Origin of the sequence: Paraburkholderia sp. BL25I1N1, from assembly GCF_003002025.1 — a bacterium.
GTDB lineage: Bacteria > Pseudomonadota > Gammaproteobacteria > Burkholderiales > Burkholderiaceae > Paraburkholderia.
On sequence record NZ_PVZB01000028.1, the window covers coordinates 39,628 to 58,141 of the forward strand.

Below are 18,514 nucleotides of genomic sequence, written 5' to 3' on the forward strand. Positions count from 1 at the left end.
TCTGCCGCTGCCTGCCGTCCCTGGCTGTGGTGCCTGGCCGTATCGCGCTGTTGCTGGTCGTGCCAAGCGGTCGCGCGCCGCGTTGCGAAGTTGCGCAGTTACGTCGGCCAACCTAGCCGCGCAATACCTTGCCGGCTTTCACGCGCGTCGGCGGTCTGAACAGCTTGACCGTACGAATCGCCTGATCGTCGCTGCGCATTACTTCGAGTTTGACTTCGCCGATCTGCACGCACACGTCGCCGTCGGGAATATCTTCGAGAATTTCGAGGATTAGACCATTGAGCGTTTTCGGCCCGTCGGTAGGCAGCGTGAGATGCAGCCAGCGGTTCAACTCGCGCAGCGGCATGCTGCCGGCCACGATGCATTCGCCGTTCTCGTTCCAGCCGCCGCGCGAGTTGGCGCCGCGCGGAATCGAGGTAGTGAACTCGCCAATCAGTTCCTCGATGATGTCTTCCGGTGTGACGAGGCCCTGCAACTCGCCGTATTCGTTGACGACCAGCGCTGTGCGGTGGCGGCTCTCCTGGAAGAATTGCAATTGCTGGAACACGGGCGTCCCGCTCGGCACGAAGTACGGCTCCGCCAGCAGCTCGCGCAGCGTCTCGCGCTCGAGTTCCTGGTTGTGCAGCGCCGCCAGTGTCTTGCGTACGTGCAGCACACCGAGCACGCGATCAATGTCGCCTTGATAGACGATCAGTTTGTTGTGATAACAGGTTTCCAGTTGATGCAGGATGTGCTCGAACGGCGCGTCGAAATCCAGCGCCTCGATGCGGCGGCGCGGGATCATCACGTCGTCGACGGAGATGTTTTCCAGATCGAACAGGTTCAGCAGAATGCTGCGGTGCTTGGTCGGCATGAAGCTGCCGGACTCGAGCACGATGGTGCGCAACTCTTCGGTCGACAGGCGCTGGTCGTGCGCGCCCTTTGTATTGATATGCAGCACGCGCAGAATGCCGTTTGCAAAAAGATTGACGAACCAGACTAGCGGTTTGGCGACGCGCATCATCGGCGCGATCAGCAGGCTGGCCGGCAGCGCGACTTTTTCAGGGAACGTCGCGCCGACGATCTTCGGCGTGATTTCCGCGAACACGATGATCAGAAACGCGACGATGCCGGTCGCGATCGACAGCACGAGGTTGTTCCGGCCGAACGTGTGCAGGGCGATCGAGGTGGTGAGCACCGGAATGATGGTATTGAACAGATTGTTGCCGATCAGCACGACGCTCAAAAGCTGATCCGTCTGCGCGAGGAGACCTTGAGTGGTCTTTGCGCCGAGCGCGTTCTGATTGGCCAGATGTTTCAGGCGATGGCGATTGATCGCCATCATCGCCGTTTCGGAAATCGAAAAGAAGCTCGAGCAGATAAGCAGCAGAAAGACGGCGCCAATCTGCGCCCATAAGGGAAGTTGTTCCACGCGTCGTGAAGGATAGGGGAGAGGATGAAGAGAATATAGCAGAGGGGCTTGCGCGCACTGTTCGTGCTGGCGGCAAAAGACAGGGCGATGATGGCGATGCGGGGTGCGTGAGGGAAATAACACGCTGAACACGCCGCGCGTGACCCAACAAAAACAAAAAACCGCCGAGCTAGCTGGGCGGTTTTTTGAGCCTTGAACTAACAAGGCGAATCTGGTCGGGGTGAGAGGATTCGAACCTCCGGCCTCTACGTCCCGAACGTAGCGCTCTACCAGGCTAAGCTACACCCCGATGTGTACTGCAGACTCGATTCAGACTAAGCCAGCGTTTCAGTCTCGTTCAAGACTGTCTTGCCGTCGAGTAAGAACATAATTCTAGCAGGCTCTCTTTAAAAATGGAATCCGGAAACGAAGAAATTGCTGCAGCTGCGGCCTGAGCTTCCTTTTTCGCGCATTCGAGCGTGTGATCCAGTGCGCCGGAGCGCGTGATCGCCTCGAAAATGGTGTCGAAACGTTCCGTGCCACCTTGCTCGATCACTTCCCGCGCGAGCGCCGATTGCTCCGGCGTGCCGCGTTCGATCAGATAGATCAGCGGCAGAGTCGGTTTGCCTTCGCGAAGGTCGTCGCCGGCGTTCTTGCCCATCGACTCAGCTGTGCCCGTGTAGTCGAGCCAGTCGTCCATGATCTGGAACGCAGTGCCGATGCGCCGGCCGAATTCGGCGGCGGCGGCTTCCGTTTTCGCGTCCGATCCGGCCAGCACCGCGCCCAATTGGGCGGCTGCTTCGAACAGCTTGGCGGTCTTGTAGCGGATCACCTGCATGTAGCGGGCTTCGTCCACGTCGGCGTCGTGCATGTTCAGCAACTGCAGCACCTCGCCTTCGGAGATGATGTTGGTCGCCTCCGACAGAATCTCCATCACGCGCATCTTGCCCACGCCGACCATCATCTGGAACGAGCGCGAGTACAGGAAATCGCCCACCAGTACGCTCGCGGCGTTGCCGAACAGCGCGTTGGCAGTCTGGCGGCCGCGCCGCAGGTCGGATTCGTCGACCACGTCGTCGTGCAGCAGCGTGGCCGTATGGATGAATTCGACGACCGCCGCCAGTTCGTGCCGATGCCCTGTGGTTTCGCCCAACGCGCCGGCCACCAGCAGCAGCAAGGCCGGCCGCAGCCGCTTGCCGCCCGCGCTGATGATGTACTCGGAAATCTGGTTGATCAGCATCACGTCGGATGCAAGACGGTGCCGTATGACGCGATTGACCTGCTGCATGTCTTCGGCGATCGGAGCGAGCAGGCTGGCGGCGTTGGAGGAGGGGGTGGCAGTCGACGACATGATGGCTGAATTGGGTAGTGCCGCGAATTATAAGGCGAATCGCGACAGTTCCGGGTCGCAGGCTGCGGCGCGGCGCGTTCCGGGCGGCGGCAGAACCGCGCGCAGCGGCTGTGCTGCAAGGCGCCGGGCGCTACGCGCGGCGCTCCTCAATGAGTTTTGACCGAGCAGCTAACTCTATGTATAATCACGGGTTTCCGCGCGCGGTGCGTGGAAAAAATGAACACAGAGTGAGGTTCTCAATGTACGCGGTCATAAAAACCGGTGGCAAGCAGTATAAAGTTGCCGTCGGCGAAAAACTTAAAGTAGAACAGATACCGGCAGACATTGACGCTGAAATCACGCTCGACCAGGTTCTCGCAGTGGGCGAAGGCGAATCGATTAAGTTCGGTGCGCCGCTGGTCAGTGGGGCTTCCGTCAAGGCTACCGTCGTGTCGCAAGGTCGTCACAAGAAAGTGACCATCTTCAAGATGCGTCGCCGGAAGCACTACCAGAAGCATGGCGGCCACCGCCAGAACTATACCGAACTGCGCATCGACGCGATCAACGCGTAAGCGCACCGGTTAAGGAGCAAATCAAATGGCACACAAAAAGGCAGGCGGATCATCCCGCAACGGCCGCGACTCCGAATCGAAGCGCCTCGGCGTGAAGGTTTACGGCGGTCAGGCTATCAACGCTGGCGGCATTATCGTTCGTCAACGTGGCACGCGCATGCACCCGGGCGAAAACGTTGGCATCGGCAAGGATCACACCTTGTTCGCGCTGACGGACGGCCACGTCAATTTCTCGACGAAGGGCGCAGCGAAGAAGCACATGGTCAACGTCGTCCCGGCAGCAGTCTGAGCTTACTCAGGCACGGGCTTCAGGACCGGAAAAAGGCCCCGCGAAGTTAGCGGGGCTTTTTTTATTCCGGCAGGTTTTCGCCGGATGAATGGGCAGGAACGCCCTTCGCGCCGCTATGTCCTATGCCGCTAGGTCGATTGATCGACTCGCGGCGGGCGCGGCAAAATAGCAGCATCCAGTAGCAATAAATCTAGCAGCACCATCTGGCAGCACACCACGGGACGGAGTTACGCATGAAGTTCATTGACGAAGCGAGGATTGAAGTCATCGCCGGCGACGGAGGGGATGGCAGCGCGTCGATGCGCCGCGAGAAGTTCGTTCCGTTCGGCGGCCCGGATGGCGGCGACGGCGGCCGGGGCGGCAGCGTGATCGCGGTCGCGGACCGCAACATCAACACGCTGATCGACTACCGCTACGCGAAGAAACACCTGGCGCGCAACGGCGAAAATGGCCGCGGCGCGGACTGCTACGGCAAAGGCGGCGACGACATCACGTTGCGCATGCCGGTCGGCACCACGATCACCGACATGGAGACCGGCGAGCTGATCGCCGATCTGACCGAGCACAACCAGAGCGTGCAGATCGCTCAGGGCGGCGCGGGCGGTCTCGGTAACCTGCATTTCAAATCTAGCACGAACCGCGCACCGCGTCAGAAAACGGACGGCAAGCCGGGCGAGCGCCGCATGGTGCGCCTCGAACTGAAGGTGCTGGCGGACGTCGGTCTGCTCGGCATGCCGAACGCCGGCAAGTCGACCTTCATCGCGTCGGTGTCGAACGCCAAGCCGAAGATCGCCGATTACCCGTTCACGACACTCGCGCCGAATCTCGGCGTGGTGCGTGTCGGGCCGAGCCGCAGCTTCGTGATCGCCGACATTCCTGGTTTGATCGAGGGCGCGGCGGAAGGCGCGGGCCTCGGTCACCAGTTCCTGCGTCACTTGCAGCGCACGGGCTTGTTGCTGCATATCGTCGACCTCGCACCGTTCGACGACGCGGTCGATCCGGTCGCGGAAGCCAAGGCGATCGTCAACGAGCTGCGCAAGTACGACGAGCTGCTGTATGAAAAGCCGCGCTGGCTGGTGCTGAACAAGCTTGACATGGTGCCCGAAGACGAGCGCCAAGCCCGTGTTTCGGCGTTCATCGAAGGCTTCGGTTGGGATGGCCCGGTGTTCGAAATCTCTGCGCTGACAGGCCAGGGCTGCGAAAACCTTTGCTACGCGGTGTTCGACCACATCGCCGCGCACTCGGACGCACAGCGCGCGGCGGAAGCCGAAGATCTCGCTGCTGACGTGCGTTTCCGCGAGAAGCCGCAAGCCCCGGCCGCCGCGGACGATGCCGGCACCGACCCGCAGGCATAAAAAGCTCGAGCGCCGGCGCCCGGGCGGGTTGCCGGTATGCATCACGCGACATCTTGGGAGACCGCGCACAATGCGTTCCGTCATCGCAGATTCACGGCGATTGGTAGTAAAAGTCGGTTCGAGCCTCGTCACGAACGACGGGCGCGGCCTCGATCATGCTGCTATCGGCCGCTGGGCCGCGCAGATTGCCGCCCTGCGCGCGCAAGGCAAGGAAGTGGTGCTCGTCAGCTCGGGTGCCATTGCCGAAGGAATGCAACGGCTCGGCTGGACCAAGCGGCCACGCGAGATCGATGAACTGCAGGCGGCCGCGGCCGTCGGTCAGATGGGTCTCGCGCAGGTGTACGAAAGCCGCTTTGCCGAGCACTCCATTCAGACCGCGCAGATTCTGCTAACGCACGCCGATCTGGCCGATCGCGAACGCTATCTGAATGCGCGCTCCACATTGCTCACGCTTCTGCGCCTGGGCGTCGTGCCGATCATCAACGAGAACGACACGGTCGTCACTGATGAAATCAAATTCGGCGACAACGACACGCTGGGGGCGCTCGTCGCAAACCTGATCGAAGGCGACGCGCTCGTCATCCTCACCGATCAGCAAGGACTTTTCACCGCCGATCCGCGCAAGGATCCGACTGCCACGCTGGTCCAGCAGGCCGATGCTGGGGCGCCGGACCTCGAAGCCATGGCGGGCGGCGCGGGTTCGAGTCTCGGTCGTGGCGGGATGCTGACCAAAATTCTCGCCGCCAAGCGCGCGGCACACAGCGGCGCCAATACGGTGATCGCAAGCGGGCGTGAAGCGGATGTGCTGTCGCGGTTGGCCTCGGGTGAGGCGATCGGCACGCAGCTGATCGCGCGCACGGCACGCATGGCGGCGCGCAAGCAATGGATGGCGGATCATCTCCAGGTGCGCGGCCATGTAGTGATCGACGACGGCGCGGTCGAAAAACTCACTGACGGCGGCAAGAGCCTGCTGCCTATTGGCATCGTCGGCGTTCAGGGTGCCTTTGCGCGCGGTGAAGTGATCGCCTGTCTGAGCGCAACTGGGCGCGAAGTGGCGCGCGGCCTGACGAACTACAGCAGCGCGGAAACCAAGCTGATTCAGCGGCGCCCGAGTGGCGAGATTGAATCGGTGCTTGGCTATATGCTCGAGCCGGAGCTGATCCACCGCGATAACCTGGTGCTCGTCTAGGTCACGGATAGTCGCAAGCGCGGGGACCCGGATACGGCAAACAAAAAGCCGTTCCAGCGAAAGCTGGAACGGCTTTTTTCACGCCCATAAGCTGCATGGATCCCAATCTCAGTGAATCGACGAACTCGCTGTGCGCTTATAGCGGATGTTCTCCAGAATCGAGGCCGCATTCCCCATGGGCATCTTGTTCGCGCATAGATAGTCCTGATACAACGCCGCCTGATAGGCGTTCAGCGCGCCATTCTCGATACGCGTGAAGCTGTTGGCGACCGTCGTGTCCCACCCGTCGTGATCAGAATTCAGGCCCGCATACTGGCGCCATTCGTACGTGTCGCAGCGAATCCCTTCGTAGATTACGTTACGAGCGCCGCTCGGGCTTGCCACGACGACGGTAAGGCGAACCACGCCGTCCGTACCCACGGTCAGCGAATTCCGGTCGACCGCGAACTGCAGCGGCGTATTGCCGGAGACTTCGAAAGGCAGCAGATTCGAATCCTGCGGCAGCGGCGGCAGAGCGTCCACCTTGTTCTCAACCCAGTTGCCCTGGCGGTCCAGCAGATAGACAAACGCGCTGTCGTCTTTATTGGTAGGTTTGCCGGCGCTCGAACAACCAGCCAGCAGGGCGCCGGTGGCGACGCACGCCACGACGAGAGCAAGTGCTTTCAATATGGTTTCCTCGAAACACTGGCGCGGCTCGTCGAGCCGCGCCAGAGAGAGGCGGCGTGGACAGCCGCACAGAGTTGTTAATTGCGCATGCCCGGGCGGAACAGCGAGCCGGCCGTTTCGCCTGCCGATTCGTCTTCGTGTTCCGGCGCGGCGTCTACTTCTGCCGTTGACCCGGACCCCGGACCGCAATCGGACGCGATCGTAACGTGAACCGATGTTTCGATGCTGACGGTGGTTACAGAAGTCACCGTCATTACCGTGGAATCCGGCGGACTTTCCATTGACGACGCTATCCGGGGATAACGCGGCCCATGGTGCCCGCCAGGTTTTTCCGCACGCGGCGCAGCCCGGCGCATGAAACGGGATAGCTCCGTCAGCGCCAACTGATATACATCCCGCTTGAACTCGATCACACAGTCGAGCGGCACCCAGTACTCGTTCCAGCGCCACGCATCGAACTCAGGGTGGTCCGTGGCGCGCAAGCAGATGTCGCAATCGCGTCCAACCATCCGGAGCAAAAACCAGATTTGTTTCTGGCCGCGGTAATGACCGCGTACTTCGCGCTTGATGAACTTGTCAGGCACCTCGTAACGCAACCAGTCGCGCGTGCGACCAATCACCTTGACGTGCTCAGGAAGCAACCCGGTTTCTTCGTGTAACTCCCGATACATCGCTTGCACGGGGGTCTCTCCGTACTTGATGCCCCCTTGCGGAAACTGCCAGGAATGTTCACGGAGCCGTTTGCCCCAAAACACCTCGTTGTGCGCGTTCAAGAGGATGATGCCGACGTTCGGGCGAAAGCCTTCACGATCCAGCATACAACCACCTTCGAATCCTTTAAAATTGCTTTGATTATAAACAGATAACGGGTCTGACGCACCGATTCGCACCAGATTGGAACGATTCGCCGCCAAAGGCCCGCGTTTGCGGTAGCCTGTCAGTCTTTCCGTGCCTTATTTCTTGTGCAAAGGCTTTGCGCGGCGGCGTCGGCGCCGCGGTCGGACCGCGCTGTACCGATGTCAGTGTATTGTCAGGTGAGCCATGCCGGCTCAGAGCCGGATCTGTGTCGATTTCCCCACCGTTTTCACCTTTCGGGCGGTCCCTCCGGAGCCGCCGCTTTTGGATAATCTGAATGAAAGCTTCCCGTTTCTTTATCGGTACCCTCAAAGAAGCTCCCGCCGACGCAGAGATCGTCAGCCACAAGCTCATGGTGCGCGCCGGCATGATCCGGCGCGTCGCCGGCGGTATCTATAACTACCTGCCGGTCGGCCTGCGCTCGATCCGCAAGGTGGAAGCCATCGTGCGCGAAGAAATGAACCGGGCAGGCGGTATTGAATTACTGATGCCGGCGGTGCAGCCGGCCGAGTTGTGGCAGGAATCGGGCCGTTGGGAAAAGTACGGTCCCGAACTGCTGCGCTTCAAGGATCGCAAGCAGTCCGATTTCGTGATCGGACCGACCCACGAAGAAGTGGTGACGGACATCGCGCGTAATCAGATCAAGAGCTATCGCCAGTTGCCGGTGAACTTCTACCAGATCCAGACCAAGTTCCGCGACGAGATCCGTCCGCGTTTCGGTGTGATGCGCGGCCGCGAATTCATCATGAAAGACGCGTACTCGTTCGACAAGGACATGGACGGTCTGCGTGAGTCGTATCGCAAGATGTACGACGCGTACGTGCGCATTTTCACGCGCCTCGGTCTGGACTTCCGCGCGGTGGCGGCGGACAACGGTTCGATTGGCGGCAGCGGCTCGCATGAATTCCACGTGATCGCCGAGACCGGTGAAGACGCGATCGCCTATTGCCCGACCTCCGATTTCGCGGCGAACGTCGAAGCGGCCGAAGCATTGCCGCTCTACGCGGAACGCGCGGCGCCCACCGAAGAGATGAAGAAGACGCCCACGCCGGGCAAGGCGAAGTGCGAGGCGGTGGCCGAGCTGCTGAACATTCCGCTCGAACGCACGATCAAGTCGATCATCCTCGCCACTGAAAATGAAGGCGCCGAGCCGACCATCTGGTTGCTGATGCTGCGCGGCGATCACGATCTGAACGAGATCAAGGCGAGCAAGCTGCCGGGTCTGGCCGACTTCCGCATGGCGACAGAAGCGGAAATCATCGAAACCTTCGGTACGCCGCCGGGTTATCTCGGCCCGATCGGCACGAAGAAGCCGATCAAGGTCGTCGCGGATCGCACGGTCGCGAACATGAGCGACTTCGTGGTGGGCTCGAACGAGGTGGATTACCACACCACCGGCGTGAACTGGGGCCGCGATCTGCCGGAACCGGTCGTCGCCGATATTCGCAACGTCAAGAAGGGCGATCCGTCGCCGGACGGCAAGGGTGTGATCGACATCTGCCGCGGTATCGAAGTGGGTCACGTGTTCCAACTCGGCACCAAGTATTCCGAGGCGATGAACGCGACCTGCCTCGACGAAACCGGCAAGCCGCGTCCGATGGAAATGGGCTGCTACGGCATTGGCGTCACCCGTATCCTGGGCGCCGCGATCGAACAGAATTTCGACGACAAGGGCATCATCTGGCCGGAATCGATTGCGCCGTTCGAAGTCGTGCTGTGCCCGATGGGTTACGACCGCAGCGAAGCGGTGCGCACGGAGGCCGACAAGCTGTACGCGGCGCTGGTCGAAGCCGGCATCGACGTGATCCTCGACGACCGCGGCGAGCGCCCGGGCGTGATGTTCGCCGACTGGGAACTGATCGGCGTGCCGCATCGTCTCGTGATCGGCGACCGTGGCCTCAAGGAAGGCAAGCTCGAATACCAGGGCCGCCGCGACGCCGAAGCGACACTTCTGCCGGTCGAAGACGCTGCGCAAACGGTGATCGGGAAAGTTCGCGCCGCGTTGGCGCGCTAAGCGGAGCGGACGGTGGAGTACACCTTCCTGTCCGCGACCGTCCTGCTGATTCTGATCACCGATCCGCTCGGCAACATTCCGCTCTTCATCAGTTGTCTGCGCGGGGTGGCGCCGAAGCGGCGCACGGTCGTCATTCTGCGCGAGGTGGCGATCGCCTTCGCGATTCTGCTGATCTTCATGGTGGTCGGCGACCGCTTTCTGCGCATGATGAGTCTGACCGACCAGTCGTTGCGTATCGGCGGCGGGATCGTGCTGTTTCTTATCGCGCTCAGAATGGTGTTTCCGCATCCGGACGGTCCGTTCGGCGGCGACACGCGCGGCGGAGAGCCGCTGATCGTGCCGCTCGCCATTCCCGCGTTGGCGGGGCCGTCGGCACTCGCCACGGTGATGCTGCTGACGTCGCAGGCGCCCGGCAAAATGTTCGAGTGGATCGGCGCGCTGACCGTCACGATGGTGGTCTGCGCGATCGTGCTGATGCTGGCGGAGCGCATTCAGGCGTGGCTCGGCGAGCGCGCCATGATGGCCTTCGAGCGGCTGATGGGTCTCGTGCTGGTGGCGATTTCGGTGGAGATGATGCTCGGCGGTATCCGGTCGTTCGTGCATCAACTGTGATGCCGGCGCGGGCCAATATTTGGTGCGGCGGGCGTCACACAGCCAACAAAAAAGCGGCCCACTGGCCGCTTTCTTTTCATACCGATATCAGTTCAACCGCCCGAAAGCGGGCTCCTCAAAGAGACCTCAAGCCCCTTCGGTCAGCGCGCGGATCGTCGGCAGGTTGCGCCAGTAACCCTTCGCATCCATGCCGCAGCCGAACACATAGCGGTCCGGCACTTCGAAGCCGCAATAATCCGGACGCAGCGGCTTGGCCTTCGGAATGATCTTCTCGCACAGCACCGCGCTCAGGAAACGCTTCGCGCCCATCGCGAGAATGCGGTCGCGAATCGCGGCCATCGTCTCGCCTTCGTCGAGAATGTCGTCGAGCACCAGCACGACGCGATCCTTCACCGACTCCGCCGGCGCCACGCGCCACTGCATCTCGTTGCCGCCCTTGGTGGTATTGCGGTAGCGGGTGAGGTGGATGTAGTCGAACTCGAGTGGGAAATCGAGGTGTGGCAGCAGCATGCCGGTGAACACCGCCGCGCCGCCCATGACCGACAGCACGAGCGGGAAGTCCTCGCTCATCTCGTTGCGGATGGCGGCCGCCATGCCGCTGATCGACGCGTTGACGTCGTCGGCCGAAACGATTTCTTCGGAGTGGCTAAAAATGTGGAGAGCTTCTTCGCGGTTCATGACGTCTGGCGGGCGGTGACTGTATACATAGTGTGAGTGAGGACGGCGGCGCGCGGTACAGAATAAACCCGCACAAAGCGGGAGTCGGCCCAGCGGAGTCAGGGGCGCGTTCCGTGGTTCATGCGCGGAACGCGCGTCGCCGTCTTGCTAAAGCTTAGCGCATGCCGGGCAACATACCCTTCATGCCGCGCATCATCTTTTGCAGATTGCCGCCCTTGAGCTTTTTCATCATGGTGCGCATCTGGTCGTACTGATTCAGCATGCGGTTGACTTCCTGCACCTGCACGCCCGCGCCCGCGGCAATACGGCGCTTGCGCGTGGCCTTTATCAGATCCGGCTTGGCACGCTCCTGCGGCGTCATGGAATTGATGATGCCTTCCATGCGGCGCATCTGTTTCTCGGCCTGGCCCATGTTGGCGCCGGCGGCGGCCTGCTGGAACTGCGCGGGCAGCTTGTCCATCAGCGACGACAGGCCGCCCATGCCCTTCATTTGCGTGAGCTGTGCGCGGAAGTCGTTCAGATCGAAGTCACCGCCCTTCTTGACCTTGTCGGCGAGCTTTTGCGCGGCCTGCACGTCCACGCCGCGTTGCGCTTCTTCGACGAGGGCGAGAATGTCGCCCATGCCGAGAATCCGGTTCGCCATGCGATCCGGGTAGAAGACTTCGAGGCCGTCGAGCTTTTCCGCGACACCGACGAACTTGATCGGCTTGCCGGTGACATGACGCACGGAGAGCGCGGCGCCGCCGCGCGAGTCGCCGTCGAGCTTGGTCAGGACCACGCCGGTGAGCGGCAGCGCGTCGCTAAAGGCCTTGGCGGTGTTGACCGCGTCCTGACCGAGCATCGCGTCGACCACGAACAGCGTTTCCGCCGGCTTCAGCGTGTTATGGAGCGCGGTGATTTCCTGCATCATCGCTTCGTCGATGCCGAGACGGCCGGCCGTGTCGACCAGCAGCACGTCGTGATAGTGGCGCTTGGCCCAATCCACGGCGGCGCGCGCGATGTCGACCGGTTTCTGATCCGGTTCCGACGGGAAGAAATCCGCGCCGACCTGCTCGGTCACTGTCTTCAACTGCGCGATAGCGGCGGGGCGATAAACGTCGCACGAGACGGTCAGTACTTTCTTCTTGTGCTTCTCGCGCAGCAGCTTGGCGAGCTTGCCGACGGTGGTCGTCTTACCCGCGCCTTGCAGACCCGCCATCAGGATCACGGCCGGCGGCGTGACGGCGAGGTTGAGTTCGACCGCCTTGCCTTCGTAGTCGCCGCCGATGATCGCGGTCAGCTCGCGCTGCACCACGCCGACCAGCGCCTGACCCGGCGAGAGGCTGCTGATAACTTCTTCGCCGAGCGCCTTTTCCTTCACCTTGGCGATGAACTCGCGTACGACGGGCAACGCCACGTCGGCCTCGAGCAGCGCGAGACGCACCTCGCGCAGCATTTCCTGGGTGTTCGCCTCGGTGAGCCGGGCTTCGCCGCGCAGCGTCTTGACGACGCGCGCCATCCGTTGAGTCAGATTGTCGAGCATGGGGAGCGATGAACAGTGCGGCCGGAGCGGGGCGCGATGCAGGAGACGTCGCGGAGCAGGGGCCTAGTGTAAACTTCGAATATGGATATTGTACTGTATGCCCTCACTGCGCTCCTCTACGGCGGTTTAGCCGTGGCCGGCTGGCGCTCGCACCGGCACGCCGCGTTGCGTCCCATGCTCGAAAGCGTGCCGCCGGTGCCCGCCGCGCCGGCGTCCGTGTCGGCCCCGTCGGCTGCTTCGGGCATGAGCAGCTCGGGCCGCGCGCTGTTGTTCGTGGCACTGCTCGCCCACGGGGTGCTGCTGCACACCACCATCTTCCCGCAGAACGCCATGGTGTTCGGCTTCGCGTTCGCGCTGTCGGCCATGTTCTGGCTGGGCGCCGGCATCTATTGGATAGAGAGTTTTTTCTTTCCGCTCGACGGTCTGCGCCTGCTGGTCCTGCCGCTCGCCTGCGTCGCTTCGTTGTTGCCGCTCGCGTTCGGCGGCGTGCGCGTGCTGCCGTATTCCGCCGCGCCGATGTTCAAGCTGCACTTTCTGATCGCCAACATCGCCTACGGTTTGTTCGCGATTGCGGCGCTGCACGCCATTCTGATGCTGCTCGTCGAGCGGCGGCTGCATGCCATGCGCGGCGGCGTCGCGCAGCGTCACGCGGCTGCGGCGGGCAACGGCTGGCTGTCGAGCTGGCTCGATACGCTGCCGCCGCTCCTCACGCTGGAGAAGCTGCTGTTCCGTTTGATCGGCGCGGGTTTCGTCCTGCTGACGTTGACGCTGGTGTCGGGCATTCTGTTCAGCGAGCAACTGGTCGACCGCGCGTTGCGGCTCGATCACAAGACCGTGTTCGCGATTCTTTCCTGGGTGATGTTCGGCGCGCTGCTGACCGCGCGCAAGGTTTCCGGCTGGCGCGGCCGTGCGGCATTGCGCTGGGTGCTGGCGTCGTTCGTCGCGCTGTTGCTGGCGTACGTCGGCAGCCGGTTTGTATTCGAGGTGCTGTTGCACCGTGCTGTAGTGTGAGCGTGTCCCATGCGACAAATTTTTCTGCTGATCCTGTTGTTCATCGTCGGCCAGTGGCTGGTGAAGGCGCTGCGCCGTCATGACGCGCAGGCGTCACAACGCACCGGCTCCGGCGCGAATGGCGCCGCGGGTGCCAAAGGTCCGAACGGCGGCGCGGGTCCAACCGCGTCCGCGCCGGCGCAACTCCCCGAGCCGATGATCCGTTGCGTCGAATGCGGCGTGCACGCGCCGCAGAGCGATTCCGTGGTGGTGGCGGGGCAGCCGTTCTGCAGCGCCGCGCACGCGCAGCGTCACGGCGCGCGACCCACGGGCCGCGACGCTCGATGAGCGTCGAGTTCGCCGTCGACGCCGACGGTTGGGTCGCCGCCGCGCGCAAACTGCCATCGCCGAATTTCGAAGCGCGGCCCGCAGGGGCCGTGCCGACGTTGATCGTTGTTCACAACATCAGCCTGCCTCCCAACGAATTCGGCGGCACCGCGATCGCCGAACTGTTCCTCAACACGCTCGATTGCGACACCCATCCCTACTACGACTCGCATCTGCGCGGCGTGCGGGTGTCGGCGCATTTCGTGATTCATCGCGACGGCGCGCTCGAACAGTTCGTGTCATGCAACGAACGCGCGTGGCACGCCGGGCCGTCGAATTTTTTCGGCCGCGAGCGCTGCAATGATTTCTCGATCGGCATCGAGTTGGAGGGCAGCGACAGCACGCCTTTCGAAGCGGCTCAGTACCGCACGCTCGGTGCGTTGGTAAGCGCCCTCAAGGCTCGCTATCCGGTCGAAGCGCTTGCCGGTCACTCGGACATCGCCCCCGGTCGCAAGACCGATCCTGGGCCGCATTTCGAGTGGTCGCGTCTGCAGCGCGACACCGCGCTCGACGCTCAGTATTTCCCCTATCTCAAGTTTTCCAAAACGCGGTAACGACCCTTCGCGCGACTTCGCGTGATGCGAGGAGAGCGAGGCGCCGCCTTGTTCTCCGGGGAGTCGGCTTCGCGCCGCGCTAAGCAAAAGTCAAGACATCGAAAGTAAATATTTCGATTTGACCTGTCTCGAATCTCCACTATACTTGGTGCCACAAATCCAGTTGCGCACTACATCTTGTGGTGTTCTGTGCATAACCATGTGAATAACCGGGTGCACAACTGGGTGAATAAGTCAGCGGCGTCCGCTCTCCGAGCACGGCGCCGCAAGCATTTCAGGCAGCGAAAAAATATTCCTGTGGCGTGGCCGGAGAGACCACCGGCGGCATCCAGAAGCATTCAGGAAAGGGGCTTGGCAAGTGATCGCGACATACACGATGAAGACCGTTATCAATTCGAACCAGGCTTCATCGCGCTCGCATCCCGCCAGCCGGCTCAGCCGGTCCCTTTCCTGCACCTCATCGCTTGCGCACGCGGCGGCGCAGCGTTCGTTTTAATCCGCGGATCTTCCCGCAACATTTCCAGGACCAGGAGCTTTGCACATGCAAACCACCGACAACGTGACGACCCGGTACGAGGGCTCACCGACTGGCCAGGCCTTCGGCCAGGCACAAGGCGCACAAGCGCTCGCGCCGCAAGCGACCTTCGCCGACTACAAGGTGATCCGCCGCAACGGCAGCGTCGTGTCGTTCGAACCGTCGAAAATCGCCATCGCCGTGACGAAGGCATTTCTGGCCGTGAACGGTGGTCAAGGCGCCGCGTCGGCGCGTGTGCGCGAACTGGTCGAGCAGCTCACGCAGAATGTGGTGCGCGCACTCGTGCGCAGCCGTCCGAACGGCGGCACGTTCCATATCGAAGACATCCAGGATCAGGTCGAACTCGCGCTGATGCGCGGCGGCGAGCACAACGTCGCGCGTGCGTACGTGCTGTATCGCGAGAAGCGCACGCAGGCGCGCGGTCACGACGACCAGATCGTGGCGAACACGCCGGGTCTGAACGTGACCGACAACGGCGTCACGCGTCCGCTGGACATGGCTGCGCTGCGCGGCATCATCGAACTGGCTTGCTCGAACCTGGGCGACGCTGTGAGCGCCGATCCGATCATCGCGGAAACGGTCAAGAATCTGTACGACGGCGTGCCGATGAGCCAGGTCTACGACTCGGCGATCCTGGCTGCCCGCACCATGATCGAAAAAGATCCGGCATACAGCCAGGTCACCGCGCGCATCCTGCTGCACACGATCCGCCGCGAGATACTCGAAGAGGAAGTCACGCAAACGGAAATGGGCGAGCGTTACGCCGAATACTTCCCGCAGTTCATCAAGCGCGGCGTGCAAGCCGAGCTGCTCGACGACAAGCTGCTGCAGTTCGACCTGAAGCGCCTCGGCGCCGCGCTCGACAACAACCGCGATCTGCAATTCGGCTACCTCGGTTTGCAAACGCTGTACGACCGCTACTTCCTGCATCACGACGGCGTGCGCATTGAAATGCCGCAGGCATTCTTTATGCGTGTCGCGATGGGTCTGTCGCTGAACGAGATCGACCGCGAAGCGCGCGCGATCGAGTTTTACAACGTGCTGTCGAGCTTCGACTTCATGTCGTCCACGCCTACGCTGTTCAACTCGGGCACGCGCCGTTCGCAACTGTCGTCGTGCTACCTGACCACCGTTGATGACGACCTCGACGGCATCTACGAAGCGCTGAAGGAAAACGCGCTGCTGTCGAAGTTCGCCGGCGGTCTGGGCAACGACTGGACGCGCGTGCGTGCTTTGGGCTCGCACATCAAGGGCACCAATGGCAAGTCGCAAGGCGTCGTGCCGTTCCTGAAGGTGGTCAACGACACGGCGGTCGCCGTGAACCAGGGCGGCAAGCGCAAGGGCGCGGTGTGCGCGTACCTGGAAACGTGGCACCTGGACATCGAGGAATTCCTCGAGCTGCGTAAGAACACCGGCGACGACCGTCGTCGCACGCACGACATGAACACGGCGAACTGGATTCCCGACCTGTTCATGAAGCGCGTGATGGAAGGCGGCGACTGGACGCTGTTCTCGCCGTCCACCTGCCCGGATCTGCACGACAAGTTCGGCGCGGAATTCGAAACGGCTTACACGGCTTACGAAGACAAGGTCGCGCGCGGCGAGATCAAGCTGTTCAAGAAGATCCCGGCGGCGCAACTGTGGCGCAAGATGCTGGGCATGCTGTTCGAAACCGGCCACCCGTGGATCACGTTCAAGGATCCGTGCAATGTGCGCTCGCCGCAACAACACGTCGGCGTCGTCCACTCGTCGAACCTGTGCACGGAAATCACACTGAACACCAGCGACGCCGAAATCGCCGTCTGCAACCTGGGCTCCGTGAACCTCGTCGCGCACCTGAAGGAACAGGCCGACGGCACGCTCGTGCTCGACCACGACAAGCTGAAGCGCACCGTCAGCGTGGCGATGCGCATGCTCGACAACGTGATCGACATCAACTATTACGCGGTCGCCAAGGCGCGTAACTCGAACCTGAAGCACCGTCCGGTCGGCATGGGCATCATGGGCTTCCAGGACTGCCTGCATCTGCTGCGCACGCCGTACGCGTCGGAAGAAGCGGTCAAGTTCGCCGATACGTCGATGGAAGCGGTCTGCTACTACGCTTACTACGCGTCGACGGAGCTGGCGCAGGAACGCGGCCGCTACTCGAGCTACCGCGGCTCGCTGTGGGATCGCGGCATCCTGCCGCAAGACTCGGTGAAGCTGCTGGAGCAAGCGCGCGGCGGTTACGTGGAAGTCGATTCGAGCGAGTCGATGGACTGGACCGAACTGCGTTCGCGCATCGCCACCTACGGCATGCGCAACTCGAACTGCGTCGCGATCGCGCCGACGGCGACGATCTCGAACATCATCGGCGTGTCGGCTTGCATCGAACCGACCTTCCAGAACCTGTATGTGAAGTCGAATCTGTCGGGCGAATTCACGGTGGTCAACGACTACCTGGTGCGCGACCTGAAGGCGCGCGGACTGTGGGACGAGGTGATGGTCGCCGACCTGAAGTACTTCGACGGCACGCTCTCGCGCATCGACCGGATCCCGGCCGACCTGCGCGCGATCTACGCCACCGCGTTCGAAGTCGATCCGAAGTGGCTGGTCGAAGCGGCGTCGCGTCGGCAGAAGTGGATCGACCAGGCGCAGTCGCTGAACATTTACATGGGCGGCGCGTCGGGTAAGAAGCTCGACGAGATATACAAGCTCGCCTGGGTGCGTGGCCTGAAGACGACCTACTACCTCCGCACGATGGCGGCGACTCACGTCGAGAAATCGACGGTGGCGCACGGCGCGCTGAACGCGGTGAGCTCGGGCGGCGGCGAAGGTTCGGGCGGCGCTGCGGGTGGCGCGGCCGGTGGTTTCGGTGCGAACAACGGCGCGGCTGGTGGTGCCGCGGGTGGCTTTCAGGCTGCAGCGGCCACGGCAGCAGTCGCGGTTGAAGCAGCGCCGGAAGCGGATGGTCCGGTGTGCATGATGCGTCCGGGCGATCCTGGCTTCGACGAGTGCGAAGCTTGCCAATAAGAAGCACGCAGGTAGCAGGATCGCTGCTTGCTGACGGGTTGTAGGTAATGACCCGAATGCAGCGAGCAGCGAAGCTGAAGCAAGTGAAGTAGAAGTGAAGCCGATGAGCGGCGCGGCCAGTGAAATCCGAGGCGCGCTGTTCATCGCAACGCAGCGAGGCTATGCAGCGAGGCTATGCAGTGAAGCGACGCAGTGAAGCAGGGGAGGTCACTGAAGTCTTGAAGCGGTCACTCGGCAATCAGCTGTCGGCAGCACCAGACGAAGCGCGCGACACAGTGCGCGCAGCAAACGCTTCGATCGATGGGTCGATCAACGCAGCCGGCCCGATGCATCGCTCGACATGGCATTGAACTTCACCTCGCCGGCACTGACGAATAGGCAAATGCGAGGCAAACGCGAGGCAAATGCGAAGCACTCGCAGGGCAAGCGCGAAGCAAGCGCGGACCATCGCGACGAGCAACGCGAGTCAGCAGTCAGCAGTCGCAAGACGCTACAGGCACGCTCCGCAATACAGATAGATAGAGCAGCGAAACGTCGCATCGACACGTTGCTCTTCGAGCTCGC

16 protein-coding genes and 1 tRNA gene are annotated in these 18,514 nt (G+C 62.2%); 10 read left to right on the forward strand and 7 right to left on the reverse strand.

The features are described from left to right. Positions 1–112: 112 nt before the first annotated feature. The 3 genes from B0G73_RS32180 to B0G73_RS32190 all read right to left on the reverse strand — a co-directional run bounded on the left by B0G73_RS32180 (position 113) and on the right by B0G73_RS32190 (position 2,741). Positions 113–1,411, reverse strand: a complete 1,299-nt coding sequence (locus B0G73_RS32180; RefSeq protein WP_116118330.1) for an HlyC/CorC family transporter — start codon at positions 1,409–1,411, stop codon at positions 113–115. A 212-nt stretch (positions 1,412–1,623) separates the two neighbouring features. Beyond that, a tRNA-Pro gene (locus B0G73_RS32185) sits at positions 1,624–1,700 on the reverse strand. 48 nt (positions 1,701–1,748) lie between these two features. After that, positions 1,749–2,741 (reverse strand): polyprenyl synthetase family protein, encoded by a 993-nt coding sequence (locus B0G73_RS32190; RefSeq protein ID WP_106285179.1) that lies wholly within the window; start codon positions 2,739–2,741, stop codon positions 1,749–1,751. Between the two features lie 239 nt (positions 2,742–2,980). On the opposite strand from B0G73_RS32190, the gene rplU reads away from it, so the two are divergent. The 4 genes from rplU to proB all read left to right on the forward strand — a co-directional run bounded on the left by rplU (position 2,981) and on the right by proB (position 6,125). Further along, positions 2,981–3,292: a 50S ribosomal protein L21 gene (rplU, locus tag B0G73_RS32195; protein WP_006051835.1), complete on the forward strand. Its 312-nt coding sequence runs from the start codon at positions 2,981–2,983 to the stop codon at positions 3,290–3,292. Between the two features lie 25 nt (positions 3,293–3,317). After that, positions 3,318–3,581: a 50S ribosomal protein L27 gene (rpmA, locus tag B0G73_RS32200; protein WP_007180330.1), complete on the forward strand. Its 264-nt coding sequence runs from the start codon at positions 3,318–3,320 to the stop codon at positions 3,579–3,581. A 233-nt stretch (positions 3,582–3,814) separates the two neighbouring features. Beyond that, positions 3,815–4,936: an Obg family GTPase CgtA gene (gene cgtA / locus B0G73_RS32205; RefSeq protein WP_106285180.1), complete on the forward strand. Its 1,122-nt coding sequence runs from the start codon at positions 3,815–3,817 to the stop codon at positions 4,934–4,936. A 70-nt stretch (positions 4,937–5,006) separates the two neighbouring features. Continuing rightward, positions 5,007–6,125 carry a glutamate 5-kinase gene (gene proB / locus B0G73_RS32210; RefSeq protein WP_106285181.1) on the forward strand — a complete coding sequence of 373 codons (1,119 nt, stop codon included), beginning with the start codon at positions 5,007–5,009 and terminating at the stop codon, positions 6,123–6,125. Positions 6,126–6,233: 108 nt separating this feature from the next. Here proB and B0G73_RS32215 read toward each other — a convergent pair whose 3' ends face one another. Further along, positions 6,234–6,791 carry a CNP1-like family protein gene (locus B0G73_RS32215; RefSeq protein WP_106285182.1) on the reverse strand — a complete coding sequence of 186 codons (558 nt, stop codon included), beginning with the start codon at positions 6,789–6,791 and terminating at the stop codon, positions 6,234–6,236. A gap of 77 nt (positions 6,792–6,868) precedes the next feature. Then, complete coding sequence (locus tag B0G73_RS32220; RefSeq protein WP_106285183.1) at positions 6,869–7,609, reverse strand: RNA pyrophosphohydrolase; 741 nt, start codon at positions 7,607–7,609, stop codon at positions 6,869–6,871. A 314-nt stretch (positions 7,610–7,923) separates the two neighbouring features. On the opposite strand from B0G73_RS32220, the gene B0G73_RS32225 reads away from it, so the two are divergent. Together B0G73_RS32225 and B0G73_RS32230 are read left to right on the forward strand one after the other, a co-directional pair. After that, positions 7,924–9,660 (forward strand): proline--tRNA ligase, encoded by a 1,737-nt coding sequence (locus tag B0G73_RS32225; RefSeq protein WP_106285184.1) that lies wholly within the window; start codon positions 7,924–7,926, stop codon positions 9,658–9,660. 12 nt (positions 9,661–9,672) lie between these two features. After that, positions 9,673–10,272, forward strand: a complete 600-nt coding sequence (locus B0G73_RS32230; protein ID WP_106285185.1) for a MarC family protein — start codon at positions 9,673–9,675, stop codon at positions 10,270–10,272. A gap of 126 nt (positions 10,273–10,398) precedes the next feature. Here B0G73_RS32230 and B0G73_RS32235 read toward each other — a convergent pair whose 3' ends face one another. Further along, a complete protein-coding gene (locus B0G73_RS32235; protein ID WP_012434394.1) occupies positions 10,399–10,950 on the reverse strand; it encodes a hypoxanthine-guanine phosphoribosyltransferase in 552 nt (183 codons plus the stop codon). A 154-nt stretch (positions 10,951–11,104) separates the two neighbouring features. Continuing rightward, entirely contained in the window at positions 11,105–12,472 is a 1,368-nt protein-coding gene (gene ffh / locus B0G73_RS32240; protein WP_106285186.1) for a signal recognition particle protein, read from the reverse strand. An 81-nt stretch (positions 12,473–12,553) separates the two neighbouring features. On the opposite strand from ffh, the gene B0G73_RS32245 reads away from it, so the two are divergent. The 4 genes from B0G73_RS32245 (at position 12,554) to B0G73_RS32260 (ending at position 17,950) form a co-directional block, all read left to right on the forward strand. Continuing rightward, positions 12,554–13,483, forward strand: a complete 930-nt coding sequence (locus B0G73_RS32245; RefSeq protein WP_106285187.1) for an inner membrane protein YpjD — start codon at positions 12,554–12,556, stop codon at positions 13,481–13,483. Between the two features lie 9 nt (positions 13,484–13,492). Next, the gene (locus B0G73_RS32250; protein ID WP_106285188.1) at positions 13,493–13,810 is read left to right on the forward strand and encodes a PP0621 family protein; all 318 of its coding nucleotides are present in this window, start codon (positions 13,493–13,495) and stop codon (positions 13,808–13,810) included. Next, positions 13,807–14,403: a 1,6-anhydro-N-acetylmuramyl-L-alanine amidase AmpD gene (gene ampD, locus B0G73_RS32255; protein ID WP_106285189.1), complete on the forward strand. Its 597-nt coding sequence runs from the start codon at positions 13,807–13,809 to the stop codon at positions 14,401–14,403. The genes B0G73_RS32250 and ampD overlap by 4 nt, the downstream gene beginning before the upstream one ends. 541 nt (positions 14,404–14,944) lie before the next feature. Continuing rightward, positions 14,945–17,950 (forward strand): ribonucleoside-diphosphate reductase subunit alpha, encoded by a 3,006-nt coding sequence (locus B0G73_RS32260; RefSeq protein WP_106285190.1) that lies wholly within the window; start codon positions 14,945–14,947, stop codon positions 17,948–17,950. Positions 17,951–18,514: the final 564 nt, after the last annotated feature.